Raw genomic sequence first — 16,347 nt, 5'->3', positions numbered from 1 at the left:
CTCAGCAGCATTGACCGACCTTTGAGCGACCTTGTCAGGGCGCCAAACCGGCTGCGCAAGAGCCCCAATCGCTCGCAGCCGTCAAGGCACCCCGGCGTCTGGTCAGTGGAAAGGAATTACCCCACGTGCCTGAGCATAGGTCAGGTTGCCTCGGTGAATCCGCAACTCCTCGCCCACGGCAGCGCTTCTGACCTGTTCCCTGTAACCCAGCTTGCGCTGCCGCCACAGTTTCAGATGACCTTTGCCGAAAGCCGTCGGTGCGGCGGCCGCGTCATTGAAATGAAAGTGAGCGGCCCACAGGGGCTTGCCGCGCTCGCTGCCTGGCGCTTCGAGCACATCGATGCGGTACTCATCCAGATAACCTTCGGCCAGCGCCTGCCGCGGCCCTTGATAGGTCACCCGCACCAGCCCTTGCTTGTGCAAGTAGTGCAAGCCTTCTGCACTGGGAAAGCGTGTGGTGCTGTGCAGCTTGACCAGCACCTCGCGTTTCCCGTCGCGCAAGGCCACCAAGGCATCGTCCAGGCGTTGCAGCAGTTCAGAGTCCGCTTCACTGTCGGCTAGCTGATCGCGCAATGTCTGCACTTCCCCTATTTGTGCATCGAGCATCGACGTCAATGAATGGCTATCGATATCTTCTTCGACCAGCTTGCGCGCTTTGGCAAGTACGTTCTGATTCTGAGCAAGCATCCCTTCAGCCAGCGCTTGTTCCTGACGTTCGCTTTCCGGTGTGGGCGCCCTGGGGGGTGATACCTTGCCCACAGCAGGCAGTTGTTCGACCCATGTGCCACTTTCCCGGGTGAAGGTATGCAGTGCCGTCTGGCTGAAGGTCCCGCGAACTTGCAGCACAGGCTGCCCATCCACGATCGACTCCGAACCGATCACCGTCTGGCCGGCCGCTGTCTTGGCCACCTGCAACGCCTGCCGACGGTACACCGGACGGGTGGTGGAGTGTTGCTGGCCGACGGCCTGCTCGCGTAATGCGATGACCAGCGCGTCGCCGGCCATGGTCTTGAGCTCGACCATCTGTTGTCGATACGCCTCGAGGCGCTCGATATCCACGAGCTCGCTGCCCAGCTGGGCAATACGCTGACTGTTGAGAATGGCGGCCGAATATTCATCCCAGGCACTCTGCAGAATATCGATACGCTGAGCAGTCTGCAGGTCGGTGAACAGGGACAGATGGTGAGCATTAGCGGCCACCCGCAGGCGCTCCCCGGCGAGTGCAGCCCTGAATACCGCGTAGTGCGCATAGTCTTGCAAGGCCTCAAAACGCAGCGCCATCTCAACCAGGCCCATGGCCTGGAAGAACCGTATGTTTGGCGTGGTGGTGGTGCGCGCTTCGATGATCTGGGCGATGGTCCTGTCCGCTGCGTGAGTGCTCGGTACCGTCATGTCCAAATCGGTAACAGCAAGCAGCCGATCGAGCGCCGCCATGTATTCGATGATCAAAGGCTGGTCGATAATGATGCTTTCAAGCACTTCACGGTACTGGTCATACGCGGCTTGGCGCACCTCAGGTGGCGCGGCGTTGAGTGCCGTGGTCAGTCGGTCATACTCACTGAACCGACCGGTATGCAACTGCTCTTCGATGATGAACTGCCCATAGCCAATCAAGTTGCGCCTGACATCTGCCAACGCCTGCCGCTGTTCCGGCGCATAGCTGGTGCTGGCCATGTAGCTACGGTCATCGAACAGGGCAACCATGTTGCGCTCGGCCTCAAGGTAGCTCTGGAAAATCCCTACAGCGGATTCGATACGCTGGCGGCGCAAGTTCTTTATCTGCGCCAGCAACTCCGTATGCCGTTTGGCAAACAGCCCGGTTGCCCGCTCGAACTGGGCATGCTGTTCAGGATCTTGCGGCGGCGGTTGCTTGAGCCGCTCATCCACTTTCAGCCATTGAGCGCGAGCGGCCTCGATGCGTGGGCGCAGGCCTTCATATTCAACGGCGCCTCTTTCCGCGTCGGCGAGGCTTTTTTCGACCGCCTGCTGCGCGGTTCGGATCCGACGGACCAACCGCTCGCGCAAGCGCTGCTGAGTGCTTGAACCGGGTCGGTCCCCGCCGCCGCGCAGTCGCGTATCGATACGCCACCCTTGTGGGTCGCGTCTGATCAGTGGCCCCTGGCTGCCATCCGGCCCGACGATGCGGGTAAGCCCATCGGCCGAGTCGACCGCATAAGCCTTTCCTTGCAGCCGCACATAGCGCCCATGCTCAAGCTCGTACAAGCCTTCCAGAGGCCCTTGCTTGATCACCGACCCGCCGTCCAGGCTTACCGAGGCAGCCATGGCTTGCAATCGCGTGCGTTGAACCCCGGATAGCTCATTGAAACCCTGGGCGCCCCGCCATGCAAAATCGAGTTGTGTGGTCGCTTGCGCCTGCAGTGCCTCGACCGTGGACACACTGCCCGGCTCAGGCAATGGCAACGGATCGATATCGCCGCCCAGTCGCACCGAGGCTGGATCGATACTCAGCCCAGTCTGCGCCCCGGCGTGGGGCGGCTCCGTTCTGGGAAGCTGCGCATGGATCAGCACCATCAGTGTGTTGTTCAGCAGATCCACCACAGCTTGGGTTCGATCCGTAGCGCTGCCTTCAAGCAGCAGTTTCAGGTCCTCGGCTACTGCAGTCATACCGATGTACAGCAAGGCAATCGAAGAGATCGGCCCCGGCAGAACGGGCGCGACCACGTTCAGCAACTGCCAGGCAAACGTCTTGATGGACTGCCAGCGTAACTCGCTGTTGCTCATGGCGCTGCGGTCGGCCAGTTCGAGCAGCATCGAGCGCTTGGCTTCGAACAGGTTCGCATCGATGTCATGGGTCCAGAACGTCAGCGCGAGTTCAACAGGGGCTGGCTTGCTCAGTGGCGCGTACGGATCGAACACCCAGTGGGGCAGATGGGGCTCTTTGAAGCCACCCTTGTCGTAAACGGCCCGGTGCGCTTGGTCGAGCCATGCCAGCACCTCTTCCTGCACGCGGCCGGGCTGGGCAATCTCCTGCATGAGGCCGTGCGGGTCCTTGAATTGTTTGAGCGCGCCCCTGTGCATCGGACAGTACAGCAACAGTGCGCCGCTATTGGCCACCTGGATGACGAAGAAACCGTGCGCCTTGTCGACCAACTGCGAGTCGGGCGAGCGCTTGAAAGCCAGGGGCGCGATGGCCAACGCCTTCTCATTGCTTGCGGGTAAACGGCAAAAGCTTGCCACCGCCGCATAGCTGCGTGAGTCGATATGCCCGGTACACAGCGCGAAGGCAGCATCGAGCATAAGGCCCAAGCGCCATTGCGCCGCAAAGGCGTTGAGGTGGCTGGCTTTGTACTGTTCATCCCCAAGCAAGCCATCGAGGTAGCGCGGATAGGTGCCGCCTATGTCTACAGTGGCAACCAACTGGCGCAGGTACTCGGGGTCAAGCCAGGAAGGGATCTGCCCATGGGTGCGATGGGCTACAGCGGCTACAGGGCTTGCGCCGGTTGCCTCAAGGCGACCGATGGCGTACTCGGTCAACGTCAGCGTCTTGCTTTCTATCAGCTGCGGGAAACCCAGCCCATGGCCGTCATTGGCGTAGGTATTGACGGTCAGTAACAGGTCATCCGCGTCGAAGGCGCCGTCTGCAGGGTGATCGGCCAGCATCTGTTCGCGTAGCTTGCGCCGCGCATAGGGTTGCAGATCATCCGGTTCTGCAGGGGGCTGGGCATTTGCCTGGGAGGCCTGCAACACGCAAACATCGATCAGCGCCTGGAGATAGCGGCTCTGACTGTTGAAGTCGGCGTTCAACAATTTCTCAGGCAGATCGATGGCCAGCTTTTGAGTGGGCAGATCGGCCCTCTGGGCGAAGAACTGCGAGGGGTCGACCACGGCCTGGTAGGCAGACGCCAACTCATCCACCGTGTTCAGATCGCTCAACCGTACACGATTCAACCGCGACAGCAGGATTTCAAGCAATACGCCGGACAACAAGGCAAACGCGTTACCGTCAGCTTCGTAGAGCGCCCACGAAAAACCGTCATCGGTCGCTGTCGGCCGGTACTGCGTCTGCAAGTAGGTGCCAAAGTCCTCCAGCGAGGTGAAACCTTTCACATCCCCTGCAGACGTGCACCAGAGTGTCACGTTGGCCACTTCGCTACTGGCGTTCACCAGCAGCCCAGGCAGCAGTTCACGGGTGCTGTCTTCGCCCAGGCGCCAATGCATGCGTACGGTATGCACGGCAAAACCCTCGGTTCTTTCGAGCAGCAGATCCTGCAGGCATCGCTGCTCATCAGCGGTCAACGCCTGATCGGCCAACCCACTCAGAAGCCCAGCGCGAAGCACCTGTTGAACCCAGGTATCGTGATCGTTGCCGTTGCCTGCATTCCAGTAGTCGATCTGAGCCTGTGCAAAGCACGCATGAAGGGTCGGCAGAAACGCATTGAATGCGTCGTTAAGCGTGCCGGGGTCGACAAGGTCATCATCGGCTGTTTCGAACGCATCGGGGATGGCAAAAAAGCGAAGCGGTGGTTTGAGGCTGAAGCGGTCCTGGCGGGAAAAATCCACCGGTGCGCCATCAAGAAAGCGTTGCAGCACAACCTCGACAAGCGGGGTAACTGTCCAGTAGCCGTCCACGTGCCAGCGAAGAAATTTCAGCGGTTCGGCCGTTTTCATGTCGGGGCGGTGAACGGCCACCTTGGGGTAATGCGCGATGATCAGGTTCATCAGTTGCTCGCCTACCACTTGGCGCAGGGTAGGGCGGTTGCCAAAGCGCATGGCGATGGCACGATTGAGGTCATGTGGTGCAGGTGGATGGGGGTGGGAAGAGGGCATGCTTGGAGCTCCTTGTGGGTTGTAACCACAATGTTCCAAGCGTGCCAAGGCACCCGGTGCTATCTATGTGCTGCACATCGGTCAAGGCCTTTGGCTGCGCCCAGGCACGGCGCCGTGCTGTCTGCACTTGCCCGCCAGCCTGGACCAACATTCTTCGAATAAGTCAAGAACCGACCTGTTCAAATCCCTCGCACCGTGCTACAAACTGGTTAAGCAATGATCTAGCTGCTTGATAACGAAGGGAAAATCATGACGAAGTCGGAGCTGATCGAACGTATTGTCACCCATCAAGGGCTACTCTCGTCCAAGGACGTAGAGCTGGCCATCAAGACCATGCTTGAACAGATGTCACAATGCCTTGCTACCGGTGATCGCATCGAGATCCGCGGTTTTGGCAGCTTCTCGCTGCATTATCGGGCACCACGGGTAGGTCGTAACCCCAAGACCGGCCAGTCGGTCAGCCTCGAAGGCAAGTTCGTTCCGCACTTCAAACCCGGCAAGGAATTGCGTGATCGGGTCAATGAAGAAGAAGACGAGGCTCACACCTGATTTCCTAGGAGCAACCCAATGCGTAACCTCAAGCGTGCACTGGCAGCTGTCTTCGTTCTGCTGCTGGCGGCTGTAGTGCTGTTCTTCGTGCTGGAAAACCAGCAGACCGTAGCCTTGACCTTGTTTGGCTGGGTTGCGCCACAGGTGCCCGTGGCAGTGGTAGTGCTGGCAGCGCTGATCATTGGCCTGGCCGTTGGGCCTTTGCTGGGCGCCTACGGCGTGCAGCGCAGCAAGCGCAAAATCCGTGCTTCGGCTCGCGAAGCGGCGCTGAGCGGCAAATAAAGATTTTTCTTAGGTTGCTTTAGGAAATGCCTGCCTATTAAAGCAACAGTCACCATGGACTAATTGCTCACTTCGTTTTAGCCCCCGGCGAGAGTGCGCAGCATGGATTACCCCGGCCTAACCCATCATGGCGCGGTACGCGGCGTGACGGGTTCCTGCCATCAGCTTCATTTAGGCCCTGGCGTCAGCCTGCTGGTCGACTGCGGTGCCGAGCAGGGCGCCGATGCCACACCGGGCGCGCAGGGCAACGCGCTCGGGTTCGACATCACTGGCATCCAGGCCCTGATCGTCACGCACGTGCACCTGGACCACGTAGGCCGCATTCCGGCATTGCTGGCCCAGGGATACCGCGGCCCCATCCTCTGTAGCGAGCCCTCCGCCAGGTTATTGCCCCTGGTGCTCGAAGACGCCTTCAAGCTCGGCATCGACAGCACACCTGCCCAAGTGGCCCGCTACATCGCCCTGGTACAAAACCTGATCGTGCCCCTGCCTTTCGGGCACTCGCATACCGTGGTTCAGCACCCGCAGGTGGCATGCGCCATCCGCCTGCAGCGTGCGGGTCACCTCTTGGGTTCAGCCTACGTCGAATGCGACATCCAGCACGGGCCAAACAGCACGCGCTATGTATTTTCAGGTGACCTGGGCCCGGGCAACGACCCCTTGCTGCGCCCCTTGCAGCCCCCGGAGCACGCCGATGTGCTGGTGCTGGAAAGCACCTATGGCGACCGCCTTCACCCACCCACTGGTGATCGCATCCAGCGACTGGAAGCGGCCATTGACCGCGCACTGGCCGATCACGGCACCTTGCTGATCCCGGCCTTCAGCCTGGGGCGCACCCAGGTACTGCTCCATGACCTCGAAGAGGTCCTGCACCGCAAGGCCTTGCTGGGCAGGACAGGCCCCTCGCCACAAGGCGAGCCCGTGGAGTGGTCGCAGCTGCCGATCATTCTCGATTCGCCCCTGGCCCAGCGCATCACCCAGGCCTACCGCGACCTGCACCCTTATTGGAACGAGCAGGCCAGGGCGCGCCTGGCAAATGGCCGCGACCCGCTCGCGTTCGGCCAACTGATCAGCGTAGACACCCACGCCCGTCACCAGCAGGTGGTCAACTACCTAAAAAGCACCGGCAGGCCCGCCATCGTCATTGCAGGCAACGGCATGTGCTCGGGCGGGCGCATCGTCAATTACCTCAAGGCTATGCTGGGCGACCCCAGGCATGAAGTGATGTTCGTAGGCCATCAGGCCAAGGGCACTCCCGGTGCGGTGATCCAGGCCAGCGAACGGGGGCAGGGCCTGGGCCAGGTGGACCTGGAGGGGCAGTACTACAGCATCTGGGCCAAAGTGCTGACCCTCGGTGGCTATTCAGGCCACGCCGACCAGGCCGGCCTGGTCGCCTTCGCCACCAGCAGCGAGCGTGCCCCGGCGCGCATTGTGCTGGTGCATGGCCGGGCCGGTGCGAAAACGGCGCTGGCACAGGCGCTGCAGCGGCGCACGCAGGCGCTTGGCTGGCCAACCCAGGTGGAAATCGCAAGATAATGCGAGCGATTCACGGAACGATGGGCGCCGACGTTGTCTGATACACACCACGGCTCACCACCCTCTCGCGCGACCTGCCCGAGGCGATCACCAGGTAGGGCATGTCGGCCACGCTGGCCGCAGCCTGCGCGCAAGCTACAAAGCGTATTCTCTGGTATTCTTCGCCGTGATGCTTGCGTCTCGAGCCTATGGATAGCCAGAGATTACTCACGCTAGGCGCGTAACTTAGCGGCGTTGCGCTGTGCGCGACGACGATCAGAAATAAGACTCATGCTGGCCAATTGAACCATCAACTGGCTGTTAAGGATCCGAATATGGAATTGATCCCGGTTATTCTTTCCGGTGGCGTTGGCAGCCGTTTGTGGCCTGTTTCTCGTGAGGCTCACCCCAAGCCGTTCATGACCCTGCCCGACGGGCAAAACCTGATTCAGAAGACGTTCCTGCGCGCCTCCAAACTGGACGGCGTTGCAGAAGTTCTGACCGTCACCAACCGTGAACTGCTGTTCAAGACCGAAGACGAATACCGCGCCATCAATACCCAGGGCCACCCCCAGGGCTATATTCTCGAACCGTTCGGTCGCAACACCGCCGCCGCCGTGGCCGCTGCCGCCCTGCAACTCCAGCAGGTGCATGGCCCGCAGGCCTACATGCTGGTGCTGGCTGCCGACCACCTGATCCAGGACGAAGCGGCGTTCTCCCAAGCCGTCAACCGCGCGGTGCACCTGGCCGAGCAAGGCTGGCTGGTCACCTTCGGCATCAAGCCCCAGTACCCCGAAACCGGCTTCGGCTACATCGAAGCGGCCGCCGATGGCGCGCTGGACGGTGGCCTCAAGGTCGCGCGCTTCGTCGAGAAGCCCGATGCCGCCACCGCCGAAGCCTATGTAGCCGCCGGCAACTATTTCTGGAACGCCGGCATGTTCTGCTTCCAGGTCGGCACCGTCATCGAGCAGTTCCAGGAACACGCCCCGGACGTGCTGCACGCCGTGGCCCAGACGCTGGAGGCCTCGCGCCACACCACCGCCAAGGGCTACAGCTGCATGGCGCTCGACCCCGACACATTCGCCAATGTGCCTGACATCTCCATCGATTACGCCCTGATGGAGCGCTCACGCAAGGTCGCGACCATTCCCTGCGACATCGGCTGGAGCGACATCGGGTCGTGGAACGCCGTCAGCGAACTGACCGCCCCGGACGAATCGGGCAACCGCTTCGAAGGCGAAGTGCTGGCCCATGCATCGAGCAACAACTACGTCACCACCGAAGACCGCCTGGCGGCCTTGGTTGGCGTGCAGGACCTGCTGGTGGTCGACACCCCCGACGCCCTGCTGATCGCCCACAAGGACCACGCCCAGGACGTCAAGCACATCGTCAAGCGCCTGAAAAGCGATGGCCACTCGGCGCACCTGCTGCACCGCACCGTGCATCGCCCCTGGGGCACCTACACCACCCTGGAAGACGGCGAGCGCTTCAAGATCAAGCGCATCGTGGTCAAGCCCAAGGCATCCCTGTCCCTGCAGATGCACCATCACCGCAGCGAGCACTGGATCGTGGTCAGCGGCATGGCCGTGGTGGTCAACGATGACAAGGAGCTGATGCTCAACACCAACGAATCCACGTTCATCCGCGCCGGTCACAAGCACCGCTTGCAGAACCCGGGCGTGATCGACCTGGTGCTTATCGAAGTTCAAAGCGGCGACTACCTCGGCGAAGACGACATCGTGCGTTTCGAGGACAATTACGGTCGTTGCGACGCCTGAGTCCAGGCTTTCCCGTCGGCCCGTCGTGCCTGGCCAGGCACCGGGCCGGTCTTCGGTCGCCCACCGTGGCCGGCTATCCCTGTTCAGACTGTCGGCGCCCCTGGCGCCACCGCATTGAGTGAGACGTATGTACCCACCCATCCAGACCCGTTGTTTCAAAGCCTACGATATCCGCGGCCAAGTGCCTGCCGACCTCAACGATGACGTGGCCTACCGCATTGGCCGCGCCCTGGTGGCCGAGCTGGGCGGGCGCACCTACGTGGTGGGCCGTGACATGCGCCTGGAAAGCCCCGGTTTGTCGCTGGCGCTGATCAAAGGCCTGACCGAAGGCGGCGCCGATGTGATCGACATCGGCCTGTGCGGTACTGAAGAAGTGTACTTTGCCACCAGCCATCACCAGGCCGACGGCGGCGTGATGATCACCGCCAGCCATAACCCCAAGGGTTACAACGGCATGAAGCTGGTGCGCGAGCAGTCCCGCCCGATCAGCGGCGACACGGGCCTGAACGACATCCGCCAGCGCGTCGAAGCTGGTAGCCTGGGTGAGCCTGCCGCCAAGCCCGGCCAAGTGCGCGAGGTGTTCGACAAGACCGCCTACATCGACCACCTGCTCACCTACGTCAACCTCGACACCCTCAAGCCGCTCAAGGTGCTGGCCGACCCCGGTAACGGCGCTGTGGGCCCGGTGATCGAGCTGCTCAAGGCACGCCTGCCCCTGGACATCACCCTGATCAACGGCGAGCCGGACGGCAACTTCCCCAACGGCATTCCCAACCCGCTGCTGCCGGAAAACCGCGACCTGACCCGCCAGGCCGTGCTCGACACCGGCGCCGACATGGGCATCGCCTTCGACGGCGACTTCGACCGCTGCTTCTTCTTCGACAACCAGGGCCGCTTCATCGAAGGCTACTACGTGGTCGGCCTGCTGGCCGAGATGCTGCTGGCCAAGCACCCTGGCAGCAAGATCATCCACGACCCACGCCTGACCTGGAACACCATCGAACAGGTGGAAGCAGCCGGCGGCGTGGCCATCCAGAGCAAGACTGGCCATGCCTTCATCAAGGAGCGCATGCGCGCCGAAGACGCCGTATACGGCGGCGAAATGAGCGCCCACCACTACTTCCGCGACTTTGCCTACTGCGACAGCGGCAACATCCCGTGGCTGCTGGTGGCCGAGCTGATGAGCGTGACCGGCAAGACCCTGGCCCAGCTGGTGGACGAGCGTATCGCCAAGTTCCCGTGCAGCGGCGAGATCAACTACGAGGTGGCCGATGTGAAAGGCACCATCGACAAGATCCTGAACCACTACCTGCCGCAAAACCCCAGCGTCGACCGCACCGACGGCATCAGCGTGGCCTTCGCCGACTGGCGTTTCAGCCTGCGCGGCTCCAACACCGAGCCCCTGCTGCGCCTGAACGTGGAAAGCCGCGGTGATGAAGCGCTGGTGGCGCAGCACGTCGCGCAAATCGCCCGTTTGATTCAAGGATAACTATGTTAGGCATGTTTCGGGGCGTCTGGGATTACCGGGGCTTCATCCTCACCTCCATCAAGAACGAGTTCATCTCGCGCTTTGCCCGCAGCAAGCTAGGCGGCCTGTGGATGATCATCCACCCCCTGGCCCAGGTGGCCATCTACGCGTTGATCCTGTCCAACGTGCTGGGCGCGCGCCTGCCCGGCATCGACAACAAGTACGCCTACGCGCTGTACCTGATTGCCGGCATCCTGGCCTGGAACCTGTTCGCGGAAATCGTCGGGCGCTGCCTCACGGTGTTCATCGAACAGGGCAACCTGATGAAGAAGATGCGCTTTCCGCGCATTGCGCTGCCGGTGATCGTGGTGGGGTCGTGCCTGCTCAACAACCTGTTGCTGTTCATCGCCGCCATGATCATTTTCGCCTTGCTGGGCCATGCGCCCAACGCGCAGATGCTTTGGCTGCTGCCCCTGACCCTGGTGGTGGTGGCCTTCGCCGTCGGCCTGGGCCTGGTGCTGGGTGTGCTGAACGTGTTCTTGCGTGACATTGGTCAGGTGGTGCCGATCATCATGCAGGTATGGTTCTGGTTCACGCCGATCGTGTACTCGGTCAACATCGTGCCCGACTACCTCAAGGGCACCCTGGACATCAACCCGATGTATGCCATCGTCACCGGCTATCACAACGCGTTGGTCTACAAGCTTGCGCCGAACATCGCCGAACTGGGCGTCACGGTCGCCATTGCCCTGGGCCTGATGGTACTGGGGCTGTTCCTGTTCCGCAGGGCTTCTGCCGAAATGGTGGACTCGCTATGACACTTCTGTCCGTCAGCAACGTAGGCAAGGCCTACCGCAGCTACCGCTCCGAATGGCAGCGCATCGCGCGCTGGTGCTATTTGCCGGTCAAGGCCAGCAGCGAGCATTGGGTGCTCAAGCACATCAGCTTCAATATCGAGGCCGGTGAAGCCATCGGCCTGGTGGGGCAGAACGGCGCGGGCAAGTCCACGCTGCTGAAAATGATCACCGGCACCCTGCAACCCAGCGAAGGCACCGTGCGCGTCAACGGCCGCATCGCCGCCATCCTCGAGCTGGGCATGGGCTTCAACGCCGAGTTGAGCGGGCGTCAGAATGCCTACCACGCCGCCGGCCTGATGGGCTTTACCACCGACCAGATCGACGGCGTGATCGACGACATCGAGGCGTTCGCCGAAATTGGCGAGTACTTCGACCAGACCGTGCGCACTTATTCCAGCGGTATGCAGATGCGTGTGGCCTTTGCCGTCGCCACGGCATTCCGCCCCGAAATCCTGATCATCGACGAAGCCTTGTCGGTGGGTGACAGCTACTTCCAGCACAAGAGCTTTGGCCGCATCAAGGAATTCCAGCAGGCTGGCACCACGCTGCTGATCGTGTCCCACGACCGCGCCGCCATTCAGGCCCTGTGCAACCGGGCGATCCTGCTGGACGGCGGCACCGTCATCAAGGACGGGCCACCTGAAGAGGTGATGGATTACTACAACGCCCTGATCGCCCAGAAAGAAAACGCCACCGTCGAAGTGCAAACCCTCGAGAACGGCGCAGTGCAAACCCGCTCGGGCAGTGGCAAGGCCAGCATCGCAGGTGTCTCGCTGCTCAACGCCCAGGGCGCTGCCGCCGAATACGTGACCGTGGGCGAGGACGTCTGCCTGACCGTGGACGTGGCCATCAACGCCCCGTTGCCCGAACTGGTGGTGGGCTATGTGATCAAGGACCGCCTGGGCCAGGACGTATACGGCACCAACACCCATCACCTGGGGTGTGCCCGCAAGGACCTCGCCCAGGGCACGCAGCTGTCGTACCGTTTCCGCTTCCCCGCCAAGCTGGGCGTGGGTTCTTATTCCGTCGCCGTCGCGCTGCATGCGGCCGATGCCCACGTGGTGGACAACTACGAGTGGCGCGACCTGGCCTTGGTGTTCAACGTCGTCAACGTTTCGGAAAGTACGTTCGTAGGCCTTGCCTGGATACCTCCGACCGTGGAGTGCAGTAATGGATAGTCGATTCTACCGGGCGTTCGAAGACCGCCATCGCGGCTCGCGGGCGCTGATCGCCAGCCGCCTCGAAGTCTACCTGCCGTTTCTGGCGCCGCTCAAAGACCTGTACCCCCAGGCGGGCGTGCTGGACGTAGGCTGCGGCCGTGGCGAGTGGCTGGAAATGCTGATTCGTGAAGGCTATGACGCCAGCGGTGTGGACCTGGACGAAGGCATGCTCGAAGCCTGCCGCGAACTGGGCCTGCCGGTGCGCACCGACGATGCGCTCAACGCGCTGCGCCAGTTGCCCGATGCCAGCCTGATCGCCGTCACCGGCTTTCACATTGCCGAGCACATTCCCTTTACCGTGCTGGAAGAAATGGTTGGCGAAGCCATGCGGGTGCTGCAACCCGGCGGCTTGCTGATCCTGGAAACGCCCAACGCTGAAAACGTGGTGGTCGGCACCAACAATTTCTTCGTCGACCCCACCCATGACCGCCCGATCCCCAGCCTGCTGCTGTCGTTCTTGACCGAGTTCAAGGGCTTTGCCCGCTCCAAGGTCCTGCGCCTGCAAGAAGCGCCGGACCTGCGCGAGCCGGAGCGCAAGCTTGGCGTGATGGACGTGTTGGCCGGCACCAGCCCGGATTACGCCGTGGTGGCGCAGAAGCAGGCACCTGCCGACGTACTGGCCGCGTTCGACGCACCGTTCGAGCAGGTGTATGGCGTAGCGCTGGACGAATTGGCCTCGCGTTATGACCAGGCCCTGGAGGGCCGGTTGAATACCCTAGAGAATCAGATGGCAACCGAAGTACATGACCTGCTCGGCTCCCTGAAAGCCGAACAAGCCGAGCGCGTGCAATTGCTAGAGGCAGGGTTTGCGCAAGAGCGCGAACGCTTGCAAGCCCAACTGGACAACGAGCGCGAGCATGCCCAGCACGCACTGGCCCAGGCACGCGAGCAGGCCGAACGGCTGCAACTCGAGATGAACACCTCGCTGAGCAACGCCCACCACTGGTACCTGCGCGCCACCGCGCTCGAACAGCAGTTGACCACATTCCAGAGCAGCACCGTGTGGCGCGCGACCACGCCCGTGCGCAAGCTGGGCCACCTGGTCAAGCACCCTCGCAGCGCCGCAACAACCGCCAAGCACACCCTGCGCCGCGTCGCGCCCCACGCACGGCTGTGGCTGGCGCGTCGCCCTGCCGTCGAGCGCAAGGTCAGGGCCCTGGTTCAACGCAGCCCCTGGCTTACTGGCGTGTTGCGTGACCTGTTGAAGGTGCCAGCGCCTGCAGTGCCTGTAGAGGCCAACGACCCACAGCACGGTTTGATCGACCATGCTCCATTGACCCCACGGGGGCGCCAGATCGAAAGCGCGCTCCGTGCTGCCGTGACGAAGGGCCAGAAGTAATGCGTATCGTAATTGACATGCAGGGCGCGCAGACCGAAAGCCGTTTCAGAGGGATTGGTCGGTACAGCATGGCGTTTGCCCAGAGCATCGTGCGCAACCGCGGCGAACACGAAGTCTATCTTGTGCTCAACGGCATGCTGCACGAGAGCATCGAGCCCATCCGCACCGCGTTCATCGGCTTGTTGCCTCAGAGCCATATCCGCGTGTGGTACGCCGAAGGCCCCGTTGCCGACAGCCACCCGAACAACCTGGCGCGTCGCCAGACGGCCGAACACATGCGCCAGGCCTGCATCGACGCGCTCGAGCCGGACGTGATCCACGTGACCAGCTCGGTGGAAGGCTACATCGATGACGCGGTGATCGGCAGTGCCACGCTGCACCATGATGCGCTGGTCAGCGCCACGCTCTATGACCTGATCCCGCTGGTAAGCCCCAAGCAGTACCTCGACGGCAACCCGGCCTACAAAAGCCACTACCTGGCCAAGGTCGGCGCATTCCAGCAGTACGATCTGCTGCTGTCGATCTCGGACTTCGCGCGTCAGGAAGCACTCTCCCTACTGCCGCTGGATGAGGCGAAAGTCGTCAACGTATCCACCGCTGCCGATGACGTGTTCTACCCGGTCACGCTCGCCCACGAAGAGCGTCTGGCGCTGCTTGAGAAATTCGGCCTGCGCGAACCGTTCGTGCTGTACACCGGTGGCGCCGACGAGCGCAAGAACCTGCCTCGCCTGATTGAGGCCTTCGCAGCCGTCAAACCCAAGCTGGGTGAGACCCAACTGGTATTCGCCGGCAAGATGCCGCAATACCACGTGGACCTGTACCGTCAGCATGCCCGTGACCAGGGGCTGGCCCCGGACGACCTGGCATTCACCGGTTTCGTCAGCGATGCCGAGCTGCGCAGCCTGTACAGCATCTGCGAGCTCTACGTATTCCCGTCCTGGCACGAAGGCTTCGGGCTGCCGCCGCTGGAGGCCATGAAATGTGGCGCGCCCGTGATCGGTGCCAACGCCTCCAGCGTACCGGAGGTCATTGGCTGGGATGAGGCAACCTTCGACCCACACGATCCAGCGGCGATTGCCAGCAAGCTCGAGCAAGCCCTGCTGGACGACGCCTTCCGCAAGGCCCTGGCCGTTCACGGGGCAGACCGCGCCGAGCATTTCTCGTGGGACCGTACAGGGCAGGCCGCCCTCGAGGCCTTCGAACACGCCTTGGCCCAGCGCCAGGCCGACCAGGCGCACATCGAGCAGCCGCGTGACCACCTGCAGCAGTTGATCGAAACCCTCAGTGCCAGTGCGCCGCTGCAAAGCGGTGAGGTCAGCGTCGAGCGCCTGGCCAAGGCCGTTGATTACTCCGTGCAACCGCCTACGGATGTACCAAGCCTGTTCGTCGACATTTCGGAGCTGTGCAAGCACGACGGCAAGAGCGGCATCCAGCGCGTGGTGCGCAGCATTCTGCTGGAATGGCTGGTCAATCCGCCTTCGACCTACAAGGTCGTACCGGTGTACACCACGCCTGCAGAGCCGTACTACCGTGAAGCGTCGGCGTTCACCGCCAAGTTCCTGGGCCAGGAGCCGAACGAAGCCTTGCAGGACGAAGTCATCAGCTACCGTGCTGGCGACGTGTACCTGGGCCTGGACCTGTTGATGGATGTGCTGCCGCACAAGAAGGCCTACTTCAACGCCATGCGTGACCACGGCGTCAGCATCCTGTTCGTGGTCTACGACTTGCTGATCCTGCAACTGCCGCACTGTTTCGTCGAAAGCCTGCACGAACACTATGCGAAATGGATACGGACGGTGGCTGAATACGACGGCGCCATCTGCATTTCCCAAGCCGTGGCTGATGAGCTCAATGACTGGTACCTGGAGCACATGCCTGCACGCAAGCGCCCGTTCCACATTGGCGCCTTCCACCTGGGCGCCGACCTTGACCAGTCCGTGCCATCGCTGGGCTTCCCGGAAGACCCGGCCATGCGCCTGGAGGCGCTGGAAGACAACCCTACCTTCCTGATGGTAGGTACGCTGGAACCCCGTAAAGGGCATGCACAAACGCTAGAGGCGTTTGAACAGCTATGGGCCGATGGCGTACAAGCCAATCTCGTGATCGTGGGCAAGCATGGCTGGCTGGTCGATGAGCTGGCGCGCAAGCTCGAGAACCACGCCGAGCGCGGCAAGCGGCTGTTGTGGCTCTCCGGTGCCAGCGACGAATACCTGGAGCACCTGTACCAGGAGTCCGACTGCCTGGTGGCCGGCTCCTACGGTGAAGGCTTCGGCTTGCCGCTGATCGAGGCCGCGCAGCACAAACTGCCAATCATCGCCCGCGACCTTGCGGTATTCAGGGAAGTGGCCGGTGATCACGCCTGGTACTTCGAAGGCACGCACACAGAAGAAATTGCCGAGAAGATCAAGCAATGGCTGGGGTTGTTCGAAAAGGGCGAACACCCTCAATCCACCGAAATGCCATGGTTGACATGGAAAGCCAGCGCACAACAGCTGGTGGCTGCAATCGATAAGTGCGCGTTCTAACGCGCCTATAAAACACACACTGGGGC

10 protein-coding genes are annotated in these 16,347 nt (G+C 62.0%); 9 read left to right on the top strand and 1 reads right to left on the bottom strand.

Annotated features, from left to right (window positions below; genetic code table 11):
• Positions 1 to 102 precede the first annotated feature (102 nt).
• Positions 103 to 4,788, bottom strand: a complete 4,686-nt coding sequence (locus tag FH041_RS11515; RefSeq protein WP_140174622.1) for a dermonecrotic toxin domain-containing protein — start codon at positions 4,786 to 4,788, stop codon at positions 103 to 105.
• A gap of 249 nt (positions 4,789 to 5,037) precedes the next feature.
• On the opposite strand from FH041_RS11515, the gene ihfB reads away from it, so the two are divergent.
• The 9 genes from ihfB (at position 5,038) to FH041_RS11470 (ending at position 16,321) form a co-directional block, all read left to right on the top strand.
• Entirely contained in the window at positions 5,038 to 5,337 is a 300-nt protein-coding gene (ihfB, locus tag FH041_RS11510) for an integration host factor subunit beta (protein ID WP_023536263.1), read from the top strand.
• An 18-nt stretch (positions 5,338 to 5,355) separates the two neighbouring features.
• Positions 5,356 to 5,619, top strand: a complete 264-nt coding sequence (locus FH041_RS11505; protein ID WP_023536255.1) for a lipopolysaccharide assembly protein LapA domain-containing protein — start codon at positions 5,356 to 5,358, stop codon at positions 5,617 to 5,619.
• 102 nt (positions 5,620 to 5,721) lie between these two features.
• Positions 5,722 to 7,155, top strand: coding sequence for an MBL fold metallo-hydrolase RNA specificity domain-containing protein (locus FH041_RS11500; RefSeq protein ID WP_033736970.1), 1,434 nt, complete (start codon positions 5,722 to 5,724; stop codon positions 7,153 to 7,155).
• A 314-nt stretch (positions 7,156 to 7,469) separates the two neighbouring features.
• Positions 7,470 to 8,912: a mannose-1-phosphate guanylyltransferase/mannose-6-phosphate isomerase gene (locus FH041_RS11495; RefSeq protein WP_027914253.1), complete on the top strand. Its 1,443-nt coding sequence runs from the start codon at positions 7,470 to 7,472 to the stop codon at positions 8,910 to 8,912.
• A gap of 127 nt (positions 8,913 to 9,039) precedes the next feature.
• Positions 9,040 to 10,401 (top strand): phosphomannomutase/phosphoglucomutase, encoded by a 1,362-nt coding sequence (locus tag FH041_RS11490; RefSeq protein ID WP_027914254.1) that lies wholly within the window; start codon positions 9,040 to 9,042, stop codon positions 10,399 to 10,401.
• 2 nt (positions 10,402 to 10,403) lie between these two features.
• Positions 10,404 to 11,198, top strand: coding sequence for an ABC transporter permease (locus FH041_RS11485; RefSeq protein ID WP_027914255.1), 795 nt, complete (start codon positions 10,404 to 10,406; stop codon positions 11,196 to 11,198).
• Positions 11,195 to 12,415, top strand: a complete 1,221-nt coding sequence (locus tag FH041_RS11480) for an ABC transporter ATP-binding protein (protein ID WP_140174620.1) — start codon at positions 11,195 to 11,197, stop codon at positions 12,413 to 12,415. The genes FH041_RS11485 and FH041_RS11480 overlap by 4 nt, the downstream gene beginning before the upstream one ends.
• On the top strand, positions 12,408 to 13,796 hold the full coding sequence (locus FH041_RS11475; protein ID WP_140174618.1) for a methyltransferase domain-containing protein: 1,389 nt from the start codon (positions 12,408 to 12,410) through the stop codon (positions 13,794 to 13,796). Before FH041_RS11480 ends, FH041_RS11475 begins: the two co-directional genes overlap by 8 nt.
• Positions 13,796 to 16,321, top strand: coding sequence for a glycosyltransferase family 1 protein (locus FH041_RS11470; RefSeq protein WP_104925911.1), 2,526 nt, complete (start codon positions 13,796 to 13,798; stop codon positions 16,319 to 16,321). The genes FH041_RS11475 and FH041_RS11470 overlap by 1 nt, the downstream gene beginning before the upstream one ends.
• The last annotated feature ends 26 nt before the right edge of the window (positions 16,322 to 16,347 follow it).

The organism is Pseudomonas sp. SWI7 (assembly GCF_006351945.1).
GTDB classification, from domain to species: domain Bacteria; phylum Pseudomonadota; class Gammaproteobacteria; order Pseudomonadales; family Pseudomonadaceae; genus Aquipseudomonas; species Aquipseudomonas fulva.
This window is presented reverse-complemented; position numbering and strand designations above follow the sequence as displayed.

Excerpts from the sequence above, each read along its gene's own strand:
- FH041_RS11515 (WP_140174622.1), bottom strand. The coding sequence starts at position 4,788 with ATGCCCTCTTCCCACCCCCATCCACCTGCACCACATGACCTCAATCGT.
- FH041_RS11505 (WP_023536255.1), top strand. The coding sequence starts at position 5,356 with ATGCGTAACCTCAAGCGTGCACTGGCAGCTGTCTTCGTTCTGCTGCTG.
- FH041_RS11495 (WP_027914253.1), top strand. The coding sequence starts at position 7,470 with ATGGAATTGATCCCGGTTATTCTTTCCGGTGGCGTTGGCAGCCGTTTG.
- FH041_RS11485 (WP_027914255.1), top strand. The coding sequence starts at position 10,404 with ATGTTAGGCATGTTTCGGGGCGTCTGGGATTACCGGGGCTTCATCCTC.
- FH041_RS11480 (WP_140174620.1), top strand. The coding sequence starts at position 11,195 with ATGACACTTCTGTCCGTCAGCAACGTAGGCAAGGCCTACCGCAGCTAC.
- FH041_RS11475 (WP_140174618.1), top strand. The coding sequence starts at position 12,408 with ATGGATAGTCGATTCTACCGGGCGTTCGAAGACCGCCATCGCGGCTCG.
- ihfB (WP_023536263.1), top strand. The coding sequence starts at position 5,038 with ATGACGAAGTCGGAGCTGATCGAACGTATTGTCACCCATCAAGGGCTA.
- FH041_RS11490 (WP_027914254.1), top strand. The coding sequence starts at position 9,040 with ATGTACCCACCCATCCAGACCCGTTGTTTCAAAGCCTACGATATCCGC.
- FH041_RS11500 (WP_033736970.1), top strand. The coding sequence starts at position 5,722 with ATGGATTACCCCGGCCTAACCCATCATGGCGCGGTACGCGGCGTGACG.
- FH041_RS11470 (WP_104925911.1), top strand. The coding sequence starts at position 13,796 with ATGCGTATCGTAATTGACATGCAGGGCGCGCAGACCGAAAGCCGTTTC.